Annotated in this window: 22 protein-coding genes and 1 pseudogene; 3 read left to right on the top strand and 20 right to left on the bottom strand. The window is 74.2% G+C overall.

The window, feature by feature from the left end; translation table 11 throughout:
- Positions 1-509: 509 nt before the first annotated feature.
- The 8 genes from dapB to BM142_RS09105 all read right to left on the bottom strand — a co-directional run bounded on the left by dapB (position 510) and on the right by BM142_RS09105 (position 8,747).
- Entirely contained in the window at positions 510-1,316 is an 807-nt protein-coding gene (dapB, locus tag BM142_RS09140; RefSeq protein ID WP_092196447.1) for a 4-hydroxy-tetrahydrodipicolinate reductase, read from the bottom strand.
- 43 nt (positions 1,317-1,359) lie between these two features.
- The gene (locus BM142_RS09135; protein ID WP_092196446.1) at positions 1,360-1,710 is read right to left on the bottom strand and encodes a VanZ family protein; all 351 of its coding nucleotides are present in this window, start codon (positions 1,708-1,710) and stop codon (positions 1,360-1,362) included.
- 64 nt (positions 1,711-1,774) lie between these two features.
- Positions 1,775-3,073: a M16 family metallopeptidase gene (locus tag BM142_RS09130; RefSeq protein ID WP_254790699.1), complete on the bottom strand. Its 1,299-nt coding sequence runs from the start codon at positions 3,071-3,073 to the stop codon at positions 1,775-1,777.
- Positions 3,074-3,135: 62 nt separating this feature from the next.
- Positions 3,136-5,397, bottom strand: coding sequence for a polyribonucleotide nucleotidyltransferase (locus BM142_RS09125; protein ID WP_175527169.1), 2,262 nt, complete (start codon positions 5,395-5,397; stop codon positions 3,136-3,138).
- 288 nt (positions 5,398-5,685) lie between these two features.
- Positions 5,686-5,955, bottom strand: a complete 270-nt coding sequence (gene rpsO, locus BM142_RS09120) for a 30S ribosomal protein S15 (RefSeq protein WP_092196444.1) — start codon at positions 5,953-5,955, stop codon at positions 5,686-5,688.
- A gap of 201 nt (positions 5,956-6,156) precedes the next feature.
- Complete coding sequence (locus BM142_RS09115) at positions 6,157-7,134, bottom strand: bifunctional riboflavin kinase/FAD synthetase (RefSeq protein WP_092196443.1); 978 nt, start codon at positions 7,132-7,134, stop codon at positions 6,157-6,159.
- Between the two features lie 20 nt (positions 7,135-7,154).
- Positions 7,155-8,294, bottom strand: coding sequence for a branched-chain amino acid aminotransferase (locus BM142_RS09110; RefSeq protein WP_175527168.1), 1,140 nt, complete (start codon positions 8,292-8,294; stop codon positions 7,155-7,157).
- 114 nt (positions 8,295-8,408) lie between these two features.
- The gene (locus BM142_RS09105; RefSeq protein WP_092196442.1) at positions 8,409-8,747 is read right to left on the bottom strand and encodes an antibiotic biosynthesis monooxygenase family protein; all 339 of its coding nucleotides are present in this window, start codon (positions 8,745-8,747) and stop codon (positions 8,409-8,411) included.
- 130 nt (positions 8,748-8,877) lie between these two features.
- Between BM142_RS09105 and larB the strand changes: the two genes are divergently transcribed.
- Entirely contained in the window at positions 8,878-9,552 is a 675-nt protein-coding gene (gene larB / locus BM142_RS09100) for a nickel pincer cofactor biosynthesis protein LarB (protein WP_254790697.1), read from the top strand.
- On the opposite strand, the gene larE is transcribed toward larB, so the two are convergent.
- The 12 genes and pseudogenes from larE to rimP form a co-directional block, all read right to left on the bottom strand.
- A complete protein-coding gene (gene larE, locus BM142_RS09095) occupies positions 9,543-10,382 on the bottom strand; it encodes an ATP-dependent sacrificial sulfur transferase LarE (protein WP_092196440.1) in 840 nt (279 codons plus the stop codon). The genes larB and larE overlap by 10 nt on opposite strands.
- Before the next feature lie 13 nt (positions 10,383-10,395).
- Positions 10,396-11,310: a tRNA pseudouridine(55) synthase TruB gene (gene truB / locus BM142_RS09090; protein ID WP_092196439.1), complete on the bottom strand. Its 915-nt coding sequence runs from the start codon at positions 11,308-11,310 to the stop codon at positions 10,396-10,398.
- Between the two features lie 31 nt (positions 11,311-11,341).
- Positions 11,342-12,652, bottom strand: a complete 1,311-nt coding sequence (locus BM142_RS09085; RefSeq protein ID WP_092196496.1) for an MATE family efflux transporter — start codon at positions 12,650-12,652, stop codon at positions 11,342-11,344.
- 10 nt (positions 12,653-12,662) lie between these two features.
- On the bottom strand, positions 12,663-13,670 hold the full coding sequence (locus BM142_RS09080) for a DHH family phosphoesterase (protein ID WP_092196438.1): 1,008 nt from the start codon (positions 13,668-13,670) through the stop codon (positions 12,663-12,665).
- A 3-nt stretch (positions 13,671-13,673) separates the two neighbouring features.
- Positions 13,674-13,916, bottom strand: a complete 243-nt coding sequence (locus BM142_RS09075) for a hypothetical protein (RefSeq protein ID WP_092196437.1) — start codon at positions 13,914-13,916, stop codon at positions 13,674-13,676.
- Complete coding sequence (gene rbfA / locus BM142_RS09070) at positions 13,913-14,422, bottom strand: 30S ribosome-binding factor RbfA (RefSeq protein WP_092196436.1); 510 nt, start codon at positions 14,420-14,422, stop codon at positions 13,913-13,915. The genes BM142_RS09075 and rbfA overlap by 4 nt, the downstream gene beginning before the upstream one ends.
- A 98-nt stretch (positions 14,423-14,520) precedes the next feature.
- Entirely contained in the window at positions 14,521-14,823 is a 303-nt protein-coding gene (locus BM142_RS09065; RefSeq protein ID WP_254790695.1) for a DUF503 domain-containing protein, read from the bottom strand.
- Positions 14,824-14,854: 31 nt separating this feature from the next.
- On the bottom strand, positions 14,855-16,690 hold the full coding sequence (infB, locus tag BM142_RS25145) for a translation initiation factor IF-2 (RefSeq protein WP_254790707.1): 1,836 nt from the start codon (positions 16,688-16,690) through the stop codon (positions 14,855-14,857).
- Positions 16,691-17,590: 900 nt separating this feature from the next.
- Positions 17,591-17,746 (bottom strand): annotated as a pseudogene (locus tag BM142_RS25140) (translation initiation factor IF-2 N-terminal domain-containing protein); the annotation flags it as partial.
- Between the two features lie 50 nt (positions 17,747-17,796).
- Complete coding sequence (locus BM142_RS09055) at positions 17,797-18,186, bottom strand: YlxR family protein (RefSeq protein WP_256381282.1); 390 nt, start codon at positions 18,184-18,186, stop codon at positions 17,797-17,799.
- A 41-nt stretch (positions 18,187-18,227) separates the two neighbouring features.
- On the bottom strand, positions 18,228-19,358 hold the full coding sequence (gene nusA / locus BM142_RS09050; protein ID WP_092196432.1) for a transcription termination factor NusA: 1,131 nt from the start codon (positions 19,356-19,358) through the stop codon (positions 18,228-18,230).
- Positions 19,355-20,002 (bottom strand): ribosome maturation factor RimP, encoded by a 648-nt coding sequence (gene rimP, locus BM142_RS09045; protein WP_092196431.1) that lies wholly within the window; start codon positions 20,000-20,002, stop codon positions 19,355-19,357. Before rimP ends, nusA begins: the two co-directional genes overlap by 4 nt.
- A 250-nt stretch (positions 20,003-20,252) precedes the next feature.
- On the opposite strand from rimP, the gene BM142_RS09040 reads away from it, so the two are divergent.
- Positions 20,253-20,741 (top strand): hypothetical protein, encoded by a 489-nt coding sequence (locus BM142_RS09040; RefSeq protein WP_092196494.1) that lies wholly within the window; start codon positions 20,253-20,255, stop codon positions 20,739-20,741.
- Positions 20,742-20,753: 12 nt separating this feature from the next.
- Entirely contained in the window at positions 20,754-21,227 is a 474-nt protein-coding gene (locus tag BM142_RS09035; RefSeq protein WP_092196430.1) for a ferritin-like domain-containing protein, read from the top strand.
- The last annotated feature ends 6 nt before the right edge of the window (positions 21,228-21,233 follow it).

Genomic DNA, 21,233 nt, shown 5'->3' with positions numbered 1-21,233 from the left:
CAGCGTTCGTCCTGAGCCAGGATCAAACTCTCCGTAGATGAATTTGAACCGGCTGAGAACCGAGAGCTAGCACTCTCGATATCAATCAACCAAAGGAATCCCAGCCGAGCTCCGAAGAACCCGACACGGGGTATTACTTGGCACTGACTTTCGGCACGCTGTTGAGTTCTCAAAGAGCGGACGCGCAGAAACTCGACCCTCGCGGGCTCCGCATCTGGCTGGATGTCCAACACTACGCCGGTTTCCAGGACCCGCCACAGCGGGGCACCTGGTCCGGCGGACCTTCCGGTCCGCGCGGCGCATGGAGAACAGTACACGCTCCCGGAGGAGCGTGCACGGGGGGTCCCGACGAGACGTCCGGCAAGCGGTCCCGGCCCACCGGGAGCCCGGCGTCGCGCGGGCACGGTCGCCCCCAGTCGCCCGCCGCGAGCCTGGTGCCGGTGCTGGAACGGCCACCCTTCAGGAGCCCGCCGCGAGCGTGCGAGCGGTGCGGGCAGGAGGGTCCTCCCTCAGAGCCCCAGGAAGCTCTCGATGCCGACGGTGAGCCCGGGGTGTCGGCCGATCTCCCGCACCGCGAGCAGCACACCGGGCATGAAGGACGCACGGTCGAAGGAGTCGTGCCGGATCGTGAGGGTCTCCCCCGCCGCACCCATGAGCACCTCCTGGTGGGCCACCAGACCGGTCAGCCGCACCGCGTGCACCGCCACGCCCTCGACGTCGGCACCCCGTGCTCCGGGCAGGGAGTCGGTGGTGGCGTCCGGCGAGGCGGGCAGGCCGGCCGCCCGGCGGGCGGCCGCGACGAGCCGGGCGGTCCGGACCGCAGTCCCCGACGGGGCGTCGACCTTGTTGGGGTGGTGCAGCTCGACGACCTCGACGGACGGGAAGAACCGTGCCGCCTCCTGGGCGAACTTCATCAGCAGGACGGCGCCGATGCCGAAGTTCGGCGCGATCACGACGCCGATGTCCGGCTTGGGCTCGAGCCACTCGGCGATGGTGGCGAGCTTCGCCTCGTCGAAGCCCGTGGTCCCGACCACGCAGTGGATGTTGTTGTCGATGCAGAACCGGATGTTGTCCATCACGACGTCGGGGCGGGTGAAGTCGACGACCACCTGGGCCCCGGCGTTCGCGACGTCGAACAGCCAGTCGCCGTCGTCCACCATCGCGACCAGCTCGAGGTCGTCGGCGGCGTTCACCGCCTTGACCACCTCGGTGCCCATGCGGCCCCGGGCTCCGAGCACCCCCACGTTGAGGAGCGGCACCTCGGGGACGGTCGGTGTCGGATCCTGCTGGTCGGTGGTCGAGGTGCTCGTGGTCACGTCGTCAGGCTTCCCGCAGGACGGCTCGGGCGCAAGCCGCCGGTCAGGAGGCCGGCGCCCGGCGGGCGAGGAGGCTCCACAGCAGCAGCCCCAGCACGAGCCCCACGACGTCGGCCAGCACGTCGGCGAGCGAGGCGGTGCGGGCCAGCGGCGTGAAGCCCTGGATCAGCTCGCTGACCACCGCGTAGGCGGGCAGCAGCACGGCAAGTGGCGTGGCGCCGACCCCGGCCCAGCGCCCGGTCAGGGCGAGGGCGGCGAAGAGACCGGCGTGCACCAGCTTGTCCACCCCGGGCGGCGCGCCGGGCACGTCCGAGGCCGGGGCGAACAGCACCGCGAGGGAGACCAGGACGACGACGGCGAAGACCGCCCGGGACAGCGCCCCGTGCTGCGTCACCCCCGGTCTCCCTGCAGGGGCCCGAGGCGGGCGTGCGAACGGCGGGGGGCAGGCAGGCCCGTCATCAGAGACGGTCGAGGTCGGACTCGCGATAGGGGCCCACGACCGCCAGACAGCTGTCCTGGCCGAACAGCTCGGCCGCCACCTCGCGCACCTGGGCCTCGTCCACGGCATCGAGGCGGGCCAGCACCTCGCGCACCGGCAGGTACTCGCCGTAGGAGAGCTCGCTCTTGCCGAGCCGGCTCATCCGTGACCCGGTGTCCTCCAGTCCCAGCACCACACCGCCCTTGAGCTGGCCCCGGCTGCGCGCGACCTCTTCGGCGGTGATGCCTTCGGCAGCCACGCGGTCGAGCTCCTCGCGGACCAGGCGCAGCACCTCGGGCACCCGCTTCTTGGCGCACCCCGCGTACACCGAGAACGCCCCCACCCCGGCGTAGTGCGACAGCGCCGACCCCACGCTGTAGACCAGCCCGCGCTTCTCCCGGATCTCCTGGAACAGCCGCGAGCTCATGCCGCCGCCGACCGCCGCGTCGAGCACGGCACCGGCGTACCGCCGCGCGTCGAGCCGTCCCATGGCGGGCGTGCCCAGCAGCAGGTGGGTCTGCTCGGTCTTCCGCGCGATCAGGCCGGCGGCCCGGGCCGGCTTGTGCACGGCCTCGTGCTCCCCAGTGCGCAACGGCGCCGGGCGGGTGTCCCCGCCGAGCCGGTCGGCGAAGGCCGCGGTGACGAGGTCGAGCACCTGCTGGTGGTCCACCCGGCCGGCCGCCGTCACGACGACCGAGGGCACCGCGTACCTGCTCCGGTACCAGCCGTCGACGTCGTCCCGGCTGAGCCCCTCGATCGACTCCACGGTGCCGAGCACCGAACGCCCGAGCGGGGTGTCCCCGAACAGGGTCTCGGAGAAGAGGTCGTGAACAGCGTCGGAGGGCTCGTCATCGCGCATGGCGATCTCCTCGAGCACCACCGTGCGCTCGGACTCCAGGTCCTCGGCGGTGTTGCGCGCCTCGGTCACCAGGTCGGACAGGAGGGTGACCGCGAGCGGCAGGTCGCTGGCGAGCACGTTCGCGTAGTAGCAGGTGTGCTCCTTGGCGGTGAAGGCGTTCATCTCACCGCCGACGGCGTCCATCGCCGTCGCGATCTCCAGGGCGCTGCGGGTCGCCGTCCCCTTGAACAGCAGGTGTTCGAGGAAGTGCGAGGAGCCCGCCACCGCCGGGGGCTCGTCCCGGGACCCGACGCCGACCCAGATGCCGAGCGTCGCCGAGAGGACGCCGGGCATCGTCTCGGTCAGCACGCGCAGCCCGCCCGGCAGCTCGGTGCGTTCCACCCGGCCGCCGACCTCGTCGAGGTCGAGCAGCTGGGTCACCCCGACGGGGACCGGGGCGGGTGCACCAGCACCCGCCCCGGCCCCCGTGATGTCAGGCGTGTTCACTCACCCGCGGGTGCAGCAGCGGCCTCGGCCGGGGCCTCGGCAGCCGACCCGCCGGTGTCGCCCTCGGCGACCGGCACCAGGCTGATCTTGCCGCGGGCGTCGATGTCGGTGATCTCCACCTGCATCTTGTCGCCGACGTTCGCGACGTCCTCGACCTTGCCGATGCGCTTGCCGCCACCGAGCTTGCTGATGTGCACCAGGCCGTCGCGGCCGGGCAGCAGGGAGACGAAGGCGCCGAACGGCGTGGTCTTGACGACCGTGCCGAGGAAGCGCTCGCCGACCTTGGGCAGCGTCGGGTTGGCGATGGCGTTGATCCGGTCCACCGCGGCCTGGGCCGAGGGGCCGTCGGACGCGCCGACGTAGATCGTGCCGTCGTCCTCGATGGTGATGTCGGCGCCGGTCTCGTCCTGGATCGCGTTGATCATCTGGCCCTTGGGGCCGATGACCGCGCCGATCTTGTCGACCGGGATGCGCACCGTCGTCACCCGCGGGGCGTAGGGGCTCATCTCGTCGGGGCCGTCGATGGCCTCGCCCATGACGTCGAGGATGTGCAGCCGGGCCGCGCGGGCCTGGGTCAGCGCACCGGCGAGGACGTCGGAGGGGATGCCGTCGAGCTTCGTGTCCAGCTGGAGGGCCGTGACGAAGTCCTTGGTGCCGGCGACCTTGAAGTCCATGTCACCGAACGCGTCCTCGGCGCCGAGGATGTCGGTCAGCGCGACGTACTCGGTCTTCCCGTCCACCTCGTCGGACACCAGGCCCATGGCGATGCCGGCGACCGGCGCCTTCAGCGGCACGCCGGCGTTGAGCAGGGCCAGCGTCGAGGCGCAGACCGAACCCATCGAGGTCGAGCCGTTGGAGCCCAGCGCCTCCGAGACCTGCCGGATCGCGTAGGGGAACTCCTCGCGGTCGGGCAGCACGGGGACGAGGGCGCGCTCGGCGAGCGCGCCGTGGCCGATCTCGCGGCGCTTGGGCGAGCCCACGCGACCGGTCTCACCGGTGGAGTACGGCGGGAAGTTGTAGTTGTGCATGTAGCGCTTGCGGTTGACCGGCGACAGCGTGTCGAGCTGCTGCTCCATGCGCAGCATGTTCAGCGTGGTGACGCCCAGGATCTGGGTCTCGCCGCGCTCGAACAGCGCCGAGCCGTGCACCCGCGGGATGACCTCGACCTCGGCCGACAGCGGCCGGATGTCGGTCAGGCCACGGCCGTCGATGCGGACCTTGTCGCGCAGGATCCGCTGGCGGACGACCTTCTTGGTCAGCGCGCGGAAGGCGCCGGAGATCTCCTTCTCGCGACCCTCGAACTGGCCGCCCAGGGCGGCCTTGACCTCGTCCTTGAGGGCGTCGGTGGCGTCCTCGCGCTCGTGCTTGCCGGCGATCTGCTGCGCCTGGGCGAGCTTGTCGCCGAGGTGCGCCTCGACGGCGGCGTAGACGTCGTCCTGGTAGTCGAGGAAGCGCGGGAACTCCGCGACCGGCTTGGCGGCCTTCTCGGCGACGGCGGCCTGCGCCTCGCACAGCGCCTTGATGAAGGGCTTGGCGGCCTCGAGACCCTGGGCCACGACCTCCTCGGTCGGGGCGGGAGCGCCGCCGGCGACCAGCTGGATGGTCTTCTCGGTGGCCTCGGCCTCGACCATCATGATCGCGACGTCGCCGTCGGGGAGGACGCGGCCGGCCACGACCATGTCGAAGACGGCGTCCTCGAGCTCGGCGTGCGTCGGGAAGCCGACCCACTGGCCGTTGATCAGCGCGACGCGGGTGCCACCCACCGGGCCGGAGAACGGCAGGCCCGAGAGCTGGGTGGACGCCGAGGCACCGTTGATGGCGAGCACGTCGTAGAGGTGCTCGGGGTCCAGCGACATGACGGTGATGACGACCTGGACCTCGTTGCGCAGGCCCTTGGCGAACGTCGGCCGCAGCGGACGGTCGATGAGGCGGCAGGTGAGGATCGCGTCCTCCGACGGCCGGCCCTCGCGGCGGAAGAACGAGCCGGGGATGCGCCCGGCGGCGTACATCCGCTCCTCGACGTCGACGGTCAGCGGGAAGAAGTCGAACTGCTCCTTCGGCTGACGGCCGGCCGTGGTGGCCGACAGCAGCATGGTGTCGCCCATGGTGACGACGACGGAGCCGGCGGCCTGGCGCGCGAGGCGGCCGGTCTCGAAGGTGACGGAACGGCTGCCGAAGCTGCCGTTGTCGATGACCGCGGTGGCGGTGGTGACGCCGTCCTCGGCGTCGAACTCTGCGGTGATGGTGGGTGCGGACACGTGTCCTTCTCTCTTCTTCGTCGCGGCGGCCTCGTGCCGACCTGCGACTCCTCTGACGACCCGCTCGTCGGGTGCCGAGCCGTCCTGCGTCCGGGGCGACCGGTGCTCGATCGAAGCCCTCGGGATCGGGTTCCCCACGCGGGGGAACCGAAGCGTGCCCGGGGGCCACTACCGAGGACCGGTCCTCGAGGGACGCGTCCGGCGGCGGGCCGGTTCTCCCCGTGCGGCGGGTGCCGCACGAGGAAGGGGACCGTCCGGGATGTTCCCGGAGCGGCCCCCTCGTCGTGCTTAGCGGCGCAGACCCAGCCGCCCGATCAGCGACCGGTAGCGGTTGATGTCGGTCTTCGCCAGGTAGTTCAGCAGCCGGCGACGACGTCCCACCAGCAGGAGCAGGCCCCGCCGGCTGTGGTGGTCGTGCTTGTGCATCTTCAGGTGCTCGGTGAGGTCGGTGATCCGCTTGCTCAGCATCGCGACCTGCACCTCGGGCGAGCCGGTGTCGTTCTCGACCGTCGCGTACTCGGTCATGATCTGCTTCTTGAGCGCGCTGTCGAGCGCCATGGTTCGCCTCCGGGGCGGGTCACGTGTGGCCCCCGGTCTGAATCACGAGGGCAGCGTTCACACACGCCGGGTGACCCCGGCGGACCACGACTTTACGCCGTCCTCCGGCCGGCACCGCGGCCAGGTGGGGTTCCCGGCCGCGCTGAGCCGTTGCGTCGCGCCTGCGCGGACCCCTCCGGGGCCCACTCGGCCCGACCGGATTCAGGTGTCGAGCCCCAGGACGGTGCGGGTGTCGGCCACGTCCCTGTCCATCGCGGTGATCAGCGCGGCGACGTCCGGGAACGACGCCATCGGCCGGAGCCGCTGGACGAACTCCACGCCCACGTGCTCCCCGTAGAGGTCCCCCTCGTAGTCGAGCACGAACGCCTCGACCGTCCGCCGGCTGCCCTGGAAGGTGGGGTTCGTCCCGACCGAGATTGCCGCGGGGAACCGCTCCCGGCTGGCCCCCGTCCGCGGGTCCCGCGTGACCAGGTGCCCGGCGTACACGCCGTCGGCCGGGATGGCGGTGAACGGCGGGCTCTCCACGTTCGCCGTCGGGTAGCCGAGGTCCCGGCCCCGCCGGTCCCCGCGCACGACGACGCCGTCGACGCGGTGCGGCCGGCCGAGGGCCCGGTCGGCCGACACCATGTCCCCCGCCGCCACGCAGGCACGGATGTAGGTCGAGGAGATGGTCACGGTGGCGGGGCCGGAGTCCTCGTCGGCGGTGTCCTCGGCGAGCGCCACGCCCTCGACGGCGAAGCCGAACCGCCGTCCCTCCACCGCGAGCGTCTGCACGGTGCCGGCCGCCCGGTGGCCGTAGGTGAAGTTCTCGCCCACCACGACCTGGGCGGCGTGCAGGTGCTCGACGAGGACCGTGTGGGTGAACGACTCGGGCGAGAGCCGCATGAACTCCGGGGTGAACGGCAGCACGCACATGGCGTCGACGCCCAGCCCGGCCACGAGCTCGGCCTTGCGGTCCAGGGAGGTGAGGATGGCCGGGTGGGAGCCCGGCCGGACCACCTCGGCCGGGTGCGGATCGAAGGTCAGCAGCAGCGACGGACGACGCATCGCCCGGGCGCGGTCGACCGCGGCCCCGATGAGCTTCTGGTGCCCCCGGTGGACGCCGTCGTACATCCCGACCGTGACGACGGTCCGGCCGAGGTCACCGGGGGTCGCCTCCAGGCCCCGCCAGCGCAGCACGCGACAGCTCGCCGCCGCGCTCAGGCGACCCGGTGCAGCCAGCCGCGGGTGTCGGCCACCCGCCCGTGCTGGATGTCCAGGAGCGACTCGCGCAGCGTCATGGTGAGCGGGCCGGGGGTGCCGTCGCCGACGGTGAAGTCGCCGGTGCGCGCCTTGACCTCCCCCACGGGCGTGATCACCGCGGCGGTCCCGCAGGCGAAGGTCTCCGTGACGGTCCCGTCGGCCACGCCCTGGCGCCACTCGTCCACCGACCACTTGCGCTCGGTCACCCGGTGCCCCATGGCGCGGGCCACCTCGATCAGCGAGTCGCGGGTGATGCCCGGGAGCAGCGTGCCGGTCAGTTCCGGGGTGACGAGCTCGGCGTCGTCCCCGGAGCCGAGGACGAAGAACAGGTTCATCCCGCCCATCTCCTCGACGTAGCGCTTCTCGACCGCGTCGAGCCACACCACCTGGTCGCAGCCGGCCGCGATGGCCTGCTCCTGGGCCAGCAGGCTGGCCGCGTAGTTGCCGGCGCACTTGACGTCGCCGGTCCCGCCCGGGGCCGCGCGGATGTAGTCCTCGGAGAGGTAGACCGACACCGGGTGCACGCCGCGCGGGAAGTAGGCGCCCGCCGGGCTGGCGATGACGAGGAAGAGGTACTCCGACGCCGGCCGCACACCCAGGAAGGGCTCGCTGGCCAGCTGGTAGGGCCGGATGTAGAGGGTCTGGTCGGGGCCGGTCGGCACCCAGTCGCGGTCGGCGTCGACGAGGGTGTCGACGGCGGCGAGGAAGGCCTCCTCCGGCACCGGCGGCATCGCCAGCCGCTTGGCCCCGCGGGCGAACCGGGCCGCGTTGGCCTCGGGTCGGAAGGTGGCCACGCTGCCGTCGGGCTGGGCGTAGGCCTTGAGCCCCTCGAAGATCGACTGGGCGTAGTGCAGGGCCGCCGTCGACGGGTCCAGCTGCAGCGGCGCGTACGCGGTCAGCCGGGCGTCGTACCAGCCCTTCCCCGTCTGGTACCGCGCGATGACCATGCTGTCGGTGAAGTACCGGCCGAAACCGGGGTCGGCGAGCATCCCGGCGCGCTCGGTGACCGGGCGCCGCGGCACGTCCTCCACCACGAGCGGCACACCCTCGGTGAACATCCGCGAGGAGGTACGGCTGTCGGCGAGCGTGTCGGTCATGGCTCCCACCTGCGAGTGCGCGTGCTCGGGCGTCCCGGCGACCGCCGGGACCGTCCAGCACACTATCCCCGCCGGGGGCGGCACGGCCGAGCCGACCACCGCCCGGCGCGGGAGTCAGGCCTGCCGCTCCTGGTCCGCGTGCGGGCCGGCGGACTCCAGCACCTGGTAGGACCACAGGTGCGAGGAGTCGGCGGCCGCGGGGGCGAGGGTGTCGCCGCCGCCGTCGTGGGCGCGGTCGAAGTCCTGCCCGGACTGCCAGGCCCGGTAGGCCTCCTCGCTGCTCCACCGGGTGTAGACGAGGTACTGGTCGGTCCCCTCGAGCGGGCGCAGCAGCTCGAACCACTCGAAGCCGGGGGTCTTCTCGACGGCACCTGCGCGGCCACGGAAGCGCTCCTCGAACCGCTCCTGCTTGTCCTTCGGGACCGTGACCGCGTTGATCTTGACGATGCTCATCGCTCGACTCCGGTCTCGTTCCGCTCCTCGCTCGTACCTCGCTGCGATGCTCGCTCGACCGTCGTTCTCGTGGCGCTCATCGCCCTCCCCTTCCCGCCCCGTGGCCGGGTCAATCCCGCATGCTGGGCGGGTGGACGCACAACGCACCGCCGACCTGGGCTTCGCGCGGCTCGACCTGGACCGGGCCGGGCGCACCGGCACCCCCGAGGTGGTCTACGCCGCGGGCAAGACGCCCGCCCAGACCGTCGCCTGCCTCGCGGCGCTGCTCGACGGCGGCGCCGCCCTGGCGTGGGCGACGCGCGTCGACGACGCCACGGCCGCGGCCGTCCGCGACCGCTGGCCGGACGCGCGCCTGGACGCCGAGGCCCGCTGCGCGTTCGTCGGCGAGCCGCCGGCCCCCGTGGGCGACGTGCTCGTCCTCACCGCCGGGACGTCGGACGGTCCGGTCGCCGCCGAGGTCGCGGCCACCCTCGCGGCGAGCGGGGTGGGTTGCACCCGCATCGACGACGTCGGCGTGGCCGGCGTGCACCGCGTGCTCGCCGTCGCCCCGCACGTCTCGGCGGCCGACGCCGTCGTCGTCGTCGCGGGGATGGACGGGGCGCTGCCCAGCGTCGTGGCCGGGCTCACCGACCGGCTCGTCGTCGCCGTCCCGACGTCGGTGGGCTACGGGGCGGCCTTCGAGGGCCTGGCCGCGCTGCTCACCATGCTCACCGCGTGCGCACCCGGCGTGCTGGTGGTGAACATCGACAACGGCTTCGGTGCCGGCGTCGCCGCCGCGCGGATCGCCCGGTCGGCTCAGCGATAACGCACGGGGTCGGGCAGCAGCTCGTTCATCGCCCCGGACCGGAACCCGCGGGGGTCGACCTCGACGGCCGCGAAGCCGGCCACCGCGTCCAGCAGTTCCGGGCGCGCGACGAGGTCGGCCACCAGCGCCGCGTCGACCTCCACGCCTGCGGTGTCGCTCCCGAGGTCCCGCACGCGCAGGTTCCGCACCGGCAGGCCGGCGTCGCCCAGCGCGGCGCGCAGTCCCGCCTCCGCCGCCTCGACCCGCGCCAGGCCCTCGGCCGACACGGGCACGCCGTAGGCGATCCGGCTGGCCAGGCAGGCGGCCGCCGGCTTGTCGGCGAGCGGCAGCTCCCAGCGGCGGGCCGCGGCCCGGACGTCGTCCTTGGTCATGCCGGCCCGGGCCAGCGGCGCCCAGGCGCCCCGCTCGGCGGCAGCCCGGATACCCGGCCGGAAGCCCGCCGTCAGGTCGTCGGCGTTGGTCCCGGTGACGACGTCGGCGATGCCGAGGCGCGCGGCCAGCGGGCCGAGGACGTCGACCAGCTCGGCCTTGCAGAACGCGCACCGGTCGCCGGCGTTGGCCCGGTACCCCTCGCGCGCGAGCTCGTCGGTCCGGGGCAGTTCGTGGCGGACGCCGAGCGACGCGGCGAACCCCACGGCACCCGCGCGCTCGGACGCGGGGAGGCTGGGCGAGACGGCCGTGGCGGCGACCACCCGCCCGGGGCCCAGCGCACGGACGGCCGCGGCGAGGACGACTCCGGAGTCCACCCCGCCGGAGAAGGCGACGAGCACGCCCGGCAACGGGCGGAGTTCCGCCTCGAGCGCGGCGAGGCGGTCGTCGAGAGTGCTCACGACGGGCAGGCTCTCACGCCGCCGGGAAGCCCACGGCCACCCGCGCGGTCGGCCCCGCGTCCTCCAGCAGGGCGACCAGCCGCCCCCCGGGAGCGACGGCGGCGTGCAGGCCCGCCGCACCGGTGGCCGGGATGCGCTGCCCGTAGCCCAGCGCCCGCGACTCCTCGGCGGTGACCGATCGCGCCGGGAAGACGGTGGTCGCCGCCCGCGTCAGCGGCAGGAACCCCTCCCCTCCCCCGGCGGCCAGCGCCGCGCCGGCCTCCTCGACCGGTGCCGCGTGCTCGACGGAGAACGGTCCCGACGCAGTGCGTCGCAGCGCCGTGAGGTGGCCGCCCACCCCGAGCGCTGCGCCTGCGTCGCGGGCGATCGCCCGGATGTAGGTCCCGGCCGTGCAGGACACGGTGACGTCGACGTCGACCAGGTCCGGCGCCGGCCGCCCGATCCGGTGCACGTCCAGCCGGTGCACGGTGACCGACCGCGCAGCCAGCTCCACCGCCTCCCCGGCGCGCACCCGGTCGTAGGAGCGGCGGCCCTCGACCTTGACCGCGCTGACCGACGAGGGCACCTGCTGCAGCGGCCCGGTCTGGGCGGCGAGGGCCGCGCGGACCGCGTCGTCGTCGACGTGCCCGGCCGGGGTCGTGACCAGCACGTCGCCCTCGCGGTCATCGGTCACCGTCGTCTGCCCGAGCCGGATCGTCGCCTCGTAGGTCTTGTCGTGCCCGCCGACGTACCCGAGCAGCCGGGTCGCCGCGCCGACGCCCAGCACCAGCAGCCCGGTGGCCATGGGGTCGAGCGTCCCTGCGTGGCCGACCTTGCGCACCGACAGCACCCGTCTCGCGCGGGCCACGACGTCGTGCGAGGTCATGCCACCGGCCTTGTCGACCAGGAGCAGACCGGGCGGGACGTCGGCATCGGGCCGTCGACTCATGGCTCGACTCCTACCGTCGTTCTCGGCGCACTCACGTCCCCACCGTTGCAGGTGCCGTGAGCCAGCGGTTCCCCGCCACCCGGACCAGGACGCCGGCCAGCCGCAGGGCGATGAACAGGCACAGGCCGGACCACACCCCCGGAAGGCCCCACCCGAGCGGGCCGGACAGCAGCGACAGCGGCAGGAACCCCACCACGGCGGAGCCGATCGTGACGGTGCGCAGGTAGCCGACGTCCCCGGCGCCCATCAGCACCCCGTCGAGGGCGAACACGACGCCGGCCAGGGGCTGCATCCCCGCCAGGAACCACCAGACGACCTCGGCCTGGCCCACGACGGCGGGGTCGTCGGTGAACAGCGGGAGGAGCACGTCGCGCAGCACGAGCAGCACCGCGGCGACCAGCACCCCGGTACCCAGGCCCCACCGGACGACGTGGGACGCGGTGGCCCGCGCCTCGGCCGGGTGGCCCCTGCCGAGCGCGTGCCCGACGAGCGTCTGCGCCGCGATGGCGTAGGCGTCGAGCACCAGGGCGAGGAAGAAGAACAGCTGGAGGGCGATCTGGTGCGCGCCGAGCGACGCCGTCCCGGCACGGGCGGCCACCCCGGCGGCGACCAGGAACGACACCTGCAGGACCGCGGCGCGCAGCAGCAGGTCCCGGCCGATGACCAGCTGGTTGCGCAGCGCCGCCGGACGCGGCCGCCAGGCCGCGTCCTCGCGGACCAGCGCACGGACGAAGAGTGCCGCCGTCAGAGTCTGCCCGGCCACGTTGGCGACCGCGGAGCCGACCAGCCCGAGCCCGGCGGGGTACACGAGCAGCGGGCACAGCACGAGGCTGAGCAGGCTGCCGGCGAGCACGAAGCGCACCGGGCGCCGCAGTTCCTGCACGCCCCGCAGCCAGCCGTTGCCGGCCAGCGAGATGAGCAGCAGCGGCGCACCCAGCGAGGCGATCCGCAGCCACTCCTCGCCCGCCGCGGCGACCGGCCCCGGCCCGCCGGCCAGCAGCCGGGTCAGCGGCCCGGCGAGGACCTGGAACAGCAGGAGCACCCCGAAGCCGAGCACCAGCGCCAGCCAGGTGGCCTGGACGCCCTCCGCGACGGCGCCCGGCCGGTCGCCGGCCCCCGCCCTGCGCGCCGCCCGGGCGGTGGTGCCGTAGGCCAGGAAGTTGAGCAGGGCCGCCGCCCAGGCGAGCAGGCCGCCGCCGACCGCCAGCCCCCCGAGCGGGACGGTGCCCAGATTGCCGACCACGGCGGTGTCGACGAGCAGGTACAGCGGCTCCGCGGCCAGCACGACCAGGGCCGGCGCCGCCAGAGCGAGGACGCCGGGCCCACCGGACCGCTCGGTCATCTCACCGCGCTCACCGGCGGTCGAGCTGCGCGCGCAGAGCTTCGATCGTCGCCGCACGGTCGGCCCACGAGCTGTAGCCGGCGGCGAGGACGTGCCCGCCCCCGCCGAGGGCCGTCGCCACCCGCGCGACATCCGTGCAGCCGCGCGACCGGAGCGAGACCGACCACGAACCGTCCTCCTGCCCCTTCAGCACGCACGCCACGTCGGCCTCCTTCGTGGAGCGGACGACGTCGACGAGTGCCTCCAGCTGCTCCGCGGGCAGCCCGTGCTCGGCCGCCTCCGCGCCGCTGGACCACGTCCACACCAGGCCGGCACCTACCTCGGGCTCCAGCACGGCCCGGCCCGTCACGACCGACAGCAGGCCCAGCCAGCCGAACGGGGCGGTGTCGAACAGCCGACGGCTGATGTCGGAGTGGTCGATGCCGGTCGCCAGCAGCCGGGCCGCCAGCTCGTGGGTCTCGGGCCGGGTGTTGCCGAACCGGAAGGAACCGGTGTCGGCGGCCAGCCCGGCGTAGAGCAGCGTCGCCAGCTGGGCGTCCAGGCTCACGCCCAGCTCGTCGAGCAGGCCGGCGACCAGCGTCACCGTGGCCGGCGCCCCGTCGTCGATCAGCCGCACGTCCCCGAAGCCGGGGTTGCTGGCGTGGTGGTCGACGACCACGGACGTGCCCGCGGCGTCGATGAGCCCGGCCAGCTCCCCCAGCCGTCCGGGCGAGGCCGCGTCGAGGCTGACGAATACATCCGGCGCGGCCGGGACGGCCGACGACGGGACCAGCCCCTCGGCACCGGGGAGCCAGCCCAGGGACGCCGGCAGGGTGAAGGGGTCCGGGAACGTGACCAGGACGCGCGCACCCCGCCGACGCAGCCCCTCGGCCAGCGCCAGCGTGCTGCCCAGCGCGTCCGCGTCCGGCTGCACGTGCCCGGAGAGGACGACGTGGGCGCGGGCGTCGGCCGCCTCGGCGAGCACCGCGGCCGCCGCGGGCAGCGTCGCGGCGGACGGTCCCCGTGAGGTGGGTGCCACGGGTCAGGCGTCCGGGCCGGGATCGGCGACCGGCGGGGCGTTCCGCTCCTCGGTGACCGAGCCCCCGCCCACCGGGTAGGCCGATCCGTCGTCCGGCTCGTCGGAGGTGATGCTCGGCGCGTCGCCCAGCTCGCCGTGCTTGCCGCCGTCGGTCGGGTCACCGGCGTCGGGGGCCCTGCGGCCGCCGAGCACCGAGGTGCCCTGGCCCTCGTCGGGCTCGTGCGGATCCGGGTCGTTCTCGCTCACGGCACACTCCTGGTGGCTGCGCGGTCCTCGGCACCGTCATTGGCAGTGCCGGACGGGACCGTGTCGTCGTCGTCCTCGTCGTCGTCCTCGGCGGGCTTCCGGTAGGGGTCGGCGTCCCCCGCGTACTGGGCGCCCTCCCGCGCGCGGGCCAGTTCGGCGTCGGCGTGCCGGGCACGTTCCAGCGCCTCCTCCAGCTCCCGGGCGGTGTCGGGGACGATGTCGGCGACGAAGGCCAGCGTCGGCACGAACTTGATGCCGGTCTGCCTGCCCACGGTCGAGCGGAGGACGCCGGTCGCGCTGGCGAGCGCGGCGGCGGAGTCGGCGATCTGCGTCTCGTCGCCGTAGACGGTGTAGAACACCGTGGCCTCGCGGAGGTCACCGGTCACCCGGGCGTCGGTGACGGTCACCATGCCCAGTCGCGGGTCCTTGATCTGGGTCTCGATCGCGGCGGAGACGATCTGACGGATGCGCACCGCCAGCTTGCGGGCGCGGGCCGGATCGGCCATCGGACCTCCTAGGAACTGCCAGGTGGCTACCTGGGTGAGGCGGGCGGCCTCGTCGCAGGTGCCCGCCCCGAGCCTGCGAGGGGGTGGGGGCGACGAGGTCATTGATCGGTGTCGCTGAACAGCTGACGGTGCGTCGACAGCAGCGTCACCTCCGGTCGCTCGGCCAGCAACCGCTCGCAGGCGTCGAGGACGTCGGTCACCTGACCGGCGTCCCCCGCGACCGTGGCGACGCCCACCTGCACGCGGCGGTGCAGGTCCTGGTCGCCCACCTCGGCCGCTGCGACGGCGAAGCGGCGCCGCAGCTCGGCCACGATCGGCCGCACCACGGCGCGCTTCCCCTTGAGCGAGTGGACGTCGCCCAGCAGCAGGTCGGCGGTGAGCGTGCCGGTGAACACCCTCACCGCCTCCCCACTGCTGGACGGGGTCCCGTCGTTACGCGCGCGGGATCTCGCGCATCTCGAAGGTCTCGATCACGTCGTCGACCTTGATGTCGTTGAACGACCCCAGGCCGATACCGCACTCGTAGCCCTCGCGGACCTCGGTCGCGTCGTCCTTGAACCGGCGGAGGGACTCCACCGTCAGGTTGTCGGCGACCACGGCACCGTCGCGCATGAGCCGTGCCTTCGAGTTGCGGACGATCGTGCCGCTGCGGACCAGCGAACCGGCGACGTTGCCGATCTTCGGCACCCGGAAGACCTCGCGGACCTCCGCCGTGCCGAGCTGGACCTCCTCGTAGACGGGCTTGAGCATCCCCTTGAGCGCGGCCTCGATCTCGTCGATCGCCTGGTAGATGACCGTGTAGTACCGGACGTCCACACCTTCGCGGTTGGCGAGCTCGGTGGCCTGGCCCTCGGCCCGGACGTTGAAGCCCAGGACGATGACGTCGTCGGCCAGCGCCAGGTCGATGTCGCTCTTGGTGATCCCACCGACGCCGCGGTGGATGACCCGCAGCGAGATGTCGTCGTCGACCTCGATCTTCATCAGCGCCTCTTCGAGCGCCTCGACGGTGCCCGAGTTGTCGCCCTTGATGATCAGGTTGAGCTGACGGGTCTCCTTGAGCGCGGCGTCGAGGTCCTCGAGGCTGATCCGCTTGCGCATGGAGGCGTTCTGCGCGTTGCGGATGCGGGCCTGGCGGCGGTCGGCGATCTGCCGGGCCACCCGGTCCTCCTCGACGACGAGGAAGGTGTCCCCCGCACGCGGCACGGACGTCAGGCCGACGACCTGGACCGGGCGCGCGGGCAGGGCTTCCTTGAGCTTGTTGCCGTGCTCGTCGAGCAGCGAACGGACGCGCCCGTAGGCGTCGCCGGCCACGATCGAGTCGCCCTGGCGCAGCGTGCCGCGCTGGACCAGCACCGTGGCGACGGGGCCGCGGCCCTTGTCCAGCTTGCCCTCGATGACGACACCCTGCGGGTCCTGCTCGGTGTTCGCGCGCAGGTCCAGCTCGGCGTCGGCGGTCAGCAGGATCGCCGTGAGCAGCTCGTCGAGGCCCTGGCGGTTGATCGCGGAGACGTCGACGAACATCGTGTCGCCGCCGTACTCCTCGGCCACCAGGCCGTACTCGGTGAGCTGCTGACGGATCTTGGCGGGGTTGGCCCCCTCCTTGTCGATCTTGTTGACCGCGACCACGATCGGCACCTCGGCGGCCTGGGCGTGGTTGAGCGCCTCGACCGTCTGCGGCATGACGCCGTCGTCGGCCGCCACGACCAGCACGACGATGTCGGTCACCTTCGCGCCTCGGGCACGCATCGCGGTGAACGACTCGTGACCCGGGGTGTCGATGAAGGTGATCGGCCGCTCGTTGTGCTCGAGCTCGGTGACGATCTGGTAGGCGCCGATGTGCTGGGTGATGCCACCGGCCTCCTTCGAGACCACGTTGGCGTGCCGGATGGCGTCGAGGAGCTTGGTCTTCCCGTGGTCGACGTGACCCATGACGGTCACCACCGGCGGACGGGACGACCAGTCCTGCTCGTCGCCCTCCTCGTCACCGAAGGTGAGGTCGAAGTCCTCGAGCAGCTCGCGGTCCTCGTCCTCGGGGCTGACGACCTGGATGACCCAGTCGATCTCGGCACCGAGCAGCTGCAACGTGTCGTCGTTGACCGACTGCGTCGCGGTGACCATCTCGCCCAGGTGGAACAGGGCGGTGACCAGCGCGGCCGGCTGGGCGTTGATCTTCTCGGCGAGGTCGGTCAGCGACGCACCCCGCGGCAGCCGGACGGTCTGCCCGTTGCCGCGCGGCAGGGAGACGCCACCCATGCTGGGCGCCGCCATGGAGTCGAACTCCTGACGCCGCTGCTTCTTGCTCTTGCGGCCACGGACCGGACCACGGCCACCGGGACGGCCGAAGGCGCCGGCGGTACCGGCACCGGAGCCACCGCGGCCACGGCCACGGCCGCCACCACGGAAGCCACCACCGGCCGGGGCGCCGGCGCCGGGGGCACCGCCACCACCGCCGGGGCGGAAGCCACCGCCACCACCGGGACCACCCGGGCGGCCACGGCCACCGGGACCGCCGGGACCACCGCCGGGACGACCGCCGCCGGCGGGCCGGCCGGGCATCATGCCCGGGGACGGACGCTGCGGCATCATGCCCGGGTTCGGACGCGGGCCGCCGGACCCCGGAGCGGGGCGCGGACCACCGGAACCCGGCGCGGGACGCGGGCCACCGGGACCGGGACGGGGACCGCCGGGGCCGGCCGCCGGACGCTGGCCGCCGGGCGCCGGGCGCGCACCCGGCGCAGCCGGGCCGGGACGCGGACCGGCACCGGGAGCGGCCGCCGGGGGCGCGGCCGGGCGCGGGGAGCTGAAGGGGTTGTTGCCCGGACGCGGCGCGGGACGGGGGCCCGGACGCGGACCGGCACCACCGGGTGCCGCACCCCCGCCGGGAGCCGGACGCGGCGCGGCGGGACGCGGGGCGGCCGGCTGCGGGGCGGCCGGCTGCGGGGTTGCGGCCGGGGCCTGGGGCGGAGCGCTCGCGGCCGGGGCCTGGGGCGCAGGGGCGGCCGGACGCGGCCCGGGGGCGGGCGCGGCCGGTCGGGCCGCGGGAGCGGCGGGTGCCGCCGCGGCGGGAGCCGCGGGAGCAGCCGGAGCGGCCGGCGCCGGAGCGCTGGGACGCGGGGCGGGCTTGGGGGCCGCCCCACCGTTGCCGCCGGTGCTGCTGCCGAGGGCCTCACGGAGCCGCCGGGCCACGGGGGCCTCGACGGTGGAGGACGCGGACTTCACGAACTCGCCCTGCTCCTTGAGCTTGGCGAGCACGGTCTTGCTGTCGACACCGAACTCCTTGGCGAGTTCGTGTACGCGGGCTTTGCCTGGCACGGGTCTCCTCATGGGTGAGGCCGGCGGCTTGCCCGCTCGACCTCGTCGTTAGTGGCGCATGGTCATCGTGAGAACTTCACGGCTGAGTCATCCGACGATGTCCTGTCGACGTGCGGACCGGCCTGGTGCCGGTCCGACTGTGAACTGCTGGTGGTTCCCGCGGCGGGGCCGCGGTCACTCGCCCGTCCGGGTCCGTCTGCCGGCTCCTCCGCAGAGGCACCGAGCACGTGGTCCCGGAGCGGACCGACCTCCAGCGGACCACCCGCACCTCCGGGGAGGCGCAGCGCCCGGCTGAAGGCCCGGCGTCGCTCCGCTGCGCGCAGGCACTCCGGGGTGGGGTGCACCGATGCCCCCCTTCCGGGGAGCCGCCGGCGGGGATCCGGGACCAGGGCCCCGGACCGCACGACGACACGCAGCAGTTCGCTGGCCGGAGCGCGTACCCGGCACCCCACGCAGGTGCGGACCGGTTTCGACGTTTCGACCACCCTGCACTCTAGCGCGTGGCGGGGCCGGGATGTTCCGCGCGTCGGGGCGGGGGGCGGTGCGCCGGCGGCCGATGGGCCGCGGATCGGCCTTCGGCGCCGGCAGGGGCGCCCGACCGCAGCGGGGGACGCCCCACCCCGGGCGAGGGGGTGGCCGCGTCGTCGTCGGGCTGCGCGTCGCTGCGGATGTCGATCCGGCAGCCGGTCAGCCGCGCCGCCAGCCGCGCGTTCTGGCCTTCCTTGCCGATGGCCAGCGACAGCTGGAAGTCCGGGACGACGACCCGCACCGCCTTGGCCTGCGGATCGACCACGCGGGCGCTGTTCACCCGCGCGGGGCTCAGGGCCGAGGCGACGAAGGTCGCGGGGTCGTCCGAGTGGTCCACGATGTCGATCTTCTCGCCGTGCAGCTCGCTCATGACGTTGCGCACCCGCTGGCCCATCGGCCCGATGCAGGCGCCCTTCGCGTTGAGCCCGGGGACCTTCGTCCGGACGGCGATCTTCGAGCGGTGCCCGGCCTCCCGGGCGACGGCGACGATCTCGACGCTGCCGTCGGCGATCTCGGGGACCTCGAGGGCGAAGAGCTTGCGCACCAGGTGGGGGTGGGTCCGCGACACCGTGACCTGCGGGCCGCGGAAGGTGCGGGCGACCGACACGACGTAGGCCTTGATGCGGCTGCCGTGCGTGTACTGCTCGCCCGGCACCTGCTCGGCCGGGGGCAGCACCGCCTCGACCTTGCCGATGTCGATGAGCACGGTGCCCTGCACGTTGCGGCGGTCGTGCGCCTGCACGATGCCGCTGACGATGTCGCCCTCCTTGCCGACGTACTCGCCGAAGGTCTGCTCGTGCTCGGCGTCGCGCAGCCGCTGGACGATGACCTGCTTGGCGGTGCTGGCCGCGATCCGGCCGAAGTCGGAGGGGGTGTCGTCCCACTCGCGGACGACGTCGCCGTCCGGGCCCAGCTCCTGGGCGAGGACCGCGACCTCCCCGCTCTTGCGGTCGACGTGGACGCGCACGTGCTTGGCCGCGCCGTCGGCGTGCCGGTACGCGGTCACCAGCGCGGACTCGATCGCCTGGATCACCGTGTCGGCGGGAATGCCCTTCTCCCGCTCCACCGCCTTGAGCGCGGTGACGTCGATGTTCACTGTGCTCCTCCTCGCGCCTGCGGCGCGCTGCCGGGCCCGGTGTCGTCCGGCCCGGCGTCGTCGATGAGATCGTCGTCCTCGTGCAGCGCCCCGTCGACGGCTGCACCGTCCCCGGCCCCGCTCCGGCCGAACTCCACCTGCACCCGGCCGTTGCCGAGTTCCGCCCACGGCACCTCGCGCGGCACGGGCGCCTTCCTCTTGGCGCCGGGCTTGCCCGGCACCTCGACGGCCAGGGTCACGCCCGTCCCGTCCACCGCGGTGATCCGCCCGGTGACCTCCTGCGCGTGGCCCGCCGGACCGACGGCGACGGTCACCAGGCGTCCGGTGTTGCGGCGCCAGTGCCGCTCCTGCGTCAGGGGGCGGTCCACGCCCGGGCTGGTCACCTCCAGCACGTACGGCGTGCGGCCCATCCCGTCGTCGTTCCGGTCGAGCACCTCCGAGACCGCGTGGCTGACCTCGGCGATGTCGTCGAGGGTCACTCCCTGGTCGCGGTCGACGACGACCCGGACGATGCTGCGCCGGCCCGCGGGGGTCACGACCAGTTCCTCGAGGTCGTAGCCGGCCGCACCGACCACGGGCTCGATCCAGCCGGCCAGCCGCGCGGCCGTGGGGTCGGTGCGCTGGGTGCCGTGAGAGGTGGGCACGGGCTCCTCCTCGTGGCTCGGGCGACCGCCTCGTGCGGACCGCCATCCCCCCGCCGATCCCGCATCGACGCGCCGTCGGCGCACGTCGGGCCCGGGTGCAGGGGAAGAGGTCAGGCTACCGCCCCGCGGACCGGCGCCCGACCACGCACCAGGGGCCGGGCAGTGGGGACGGAGGGGCGCACGGGGCGGTCGCGGACGCGCCTGACCGCACTACCGCCCCCGGGAGTCCACGGCTGCGAGAATGGCCGCGATGTCCGCTCCCCTCACCGCCGGCCCGCGGGGCTTCTCCCGGCGCACCCTGCTGGCGGCCTCCGCGGCGGGGCTGGCCGTCCTGGCCACCGGGTGCACCTCCCCGGCGGCGGACGAGCGGGAGAAGGTCACCGGCCGGCAGGCCGACGAGCTCAGCGCCCAGGTCGCGGTCCAGGAGGCCGTGGTGTCCGCCTTCGTCGCCGCCGGCGCCGCCGATCCGGCGCTGGCCGGGGAGGTGGCCGACCTGGCCGCCCAGGCCGACGCGCAGCTGGCGCGCCTGCGGGCCGCGGCGCCGGGGAGCTCGACCTCCGCGGCGGCGTCCTCGGCCGGAGCGCCCCCGGCCCCCGAGACCCGGGCGTGGCTGCGGGGACAGGTCGCGACGGCCGCCGCCTCCCACGCGGCCGCGTGCGTCGGCCAGTCCGGCGCCCGCGCGGCGCTGCTGGGTTCGATCGCCGCGGGGCTCGCTGGGCAGGACGCGAGACTGGCATGACGGGGAGCGGCAATGGCTGACGAGACCTCCGGCAGCGGGACGCTCGACGAGGCGACCGAGAACGCGGCCCTCGCCGAGGTCCTCGCGGCCGAGCACACCGCCATCTGGGGATACGGCGTCGTGGGGGCCGCCCTGCCCGCGGAGTCCCAGGCGCTGGCGTCGGCGTCGGAGATCGCCCACCGGGATGCCCGCGACCGGGTGATCACGCTGCTCGCCGGCCGCGGCGTGGACCCGGTGGGTGCCGCGGGGGGCTACGCGCTCCCGTTCCCGGTGCTGTCGCCGACCGACGCGGCCGCCCTCGCGGTGGTCCTGGAGGACGGCGTCGCGGCCGCCTGGGTGCGCGTGCTGGACCAGGCCGCCGAGGCCGGCACCCGGGAACTGGCCGTGGGTTCGCTCACCGCGACCGAGATCCGGGCGGTGGGCTGGCGCGGGCTGGCCGGCCAGCCCACGGTGACCAGCGCCTTCCCCGGGCTGCCGGAGCAGTAGGAGGAC

It is taken from the genome of Blastococcus tunisiensis, from assembly GCF_900112815.1.
In the GTDB taxonomy this organism is placed as follows: domain Bacteria; phylum Actinomycetota; class Actinomycetes; order Mycobacteriales; family Geodermatophilaceae; genus Blastococcus_B; species Blastococcus_B tunisiensis.
The sequence above is the reverse complement of the archived record's forward strand: the minus strand, read 5'-3'. Positions and strand labels throughout refer to the sequence as shown.

Coding starts and splice junctions, on each gene's coding strand:
- rpsO (WP_092196444.1), bottom strand. CDS start 5,955: ATGGCGCTCGACAGCGCGCTCAAGAAGCAGATCATGACCGAGTACGCG.
- BM142_RS09110 (WP_175527168.1), bottom strand. CDS start 8,294: ATGACCGACACGCTCGCCGACAGCCGTACCTCCTCGCGGATGTTCACC.
- BM142_RS09105 (WP_092196442.1), bottom strand. CDS start 8,747: ATGAGCATCGTCAAGATCAACGCGGTCACGGTCCCGAAGGACAAGCAG.
- truB (WP_092196439.1), bottom strand. CDS start 11,310: ATGAGTCGACGGCCCGATGCCGACGTCCCGCCCGGTCTGCTCCTGGTC.
- BM142_RS09085 (WP_092196496.1), bottom strand. CDS start 12,652: ATGACCGAGCGGTCCGGTGGGCCCGGCGTCCTCGCTCTGGCGGCGCCG.
- rbfA (WP_092196436.1), bottom strand. CDS start 14,422: ATGGCCGATCCGGCCCGCGCCCGCAAGCTGGCGGTGCGCATCCGTCAG.
- infB (WP_254790707.1), bottom strand. CDS start 16,690: ATGGCGGCGCCCAGCATGGGTGGCGTCTCCCTGCCGCGCGGCAACGGG.
- BM142_RS09040 (WP_092196494.1), top strand. CDS start 20,253: ATGTCCGCTCCCCTCACCGCCGGCCCGCGGGGCTTCTCCCGGCGCACC.
- BM142_RS09035 (WP_092196430.1), top strand. CDS start 20,754: ATGGCTGACGAGACCTCCGGCAGCGGGACGCTCGACGAGGCGACCGAG.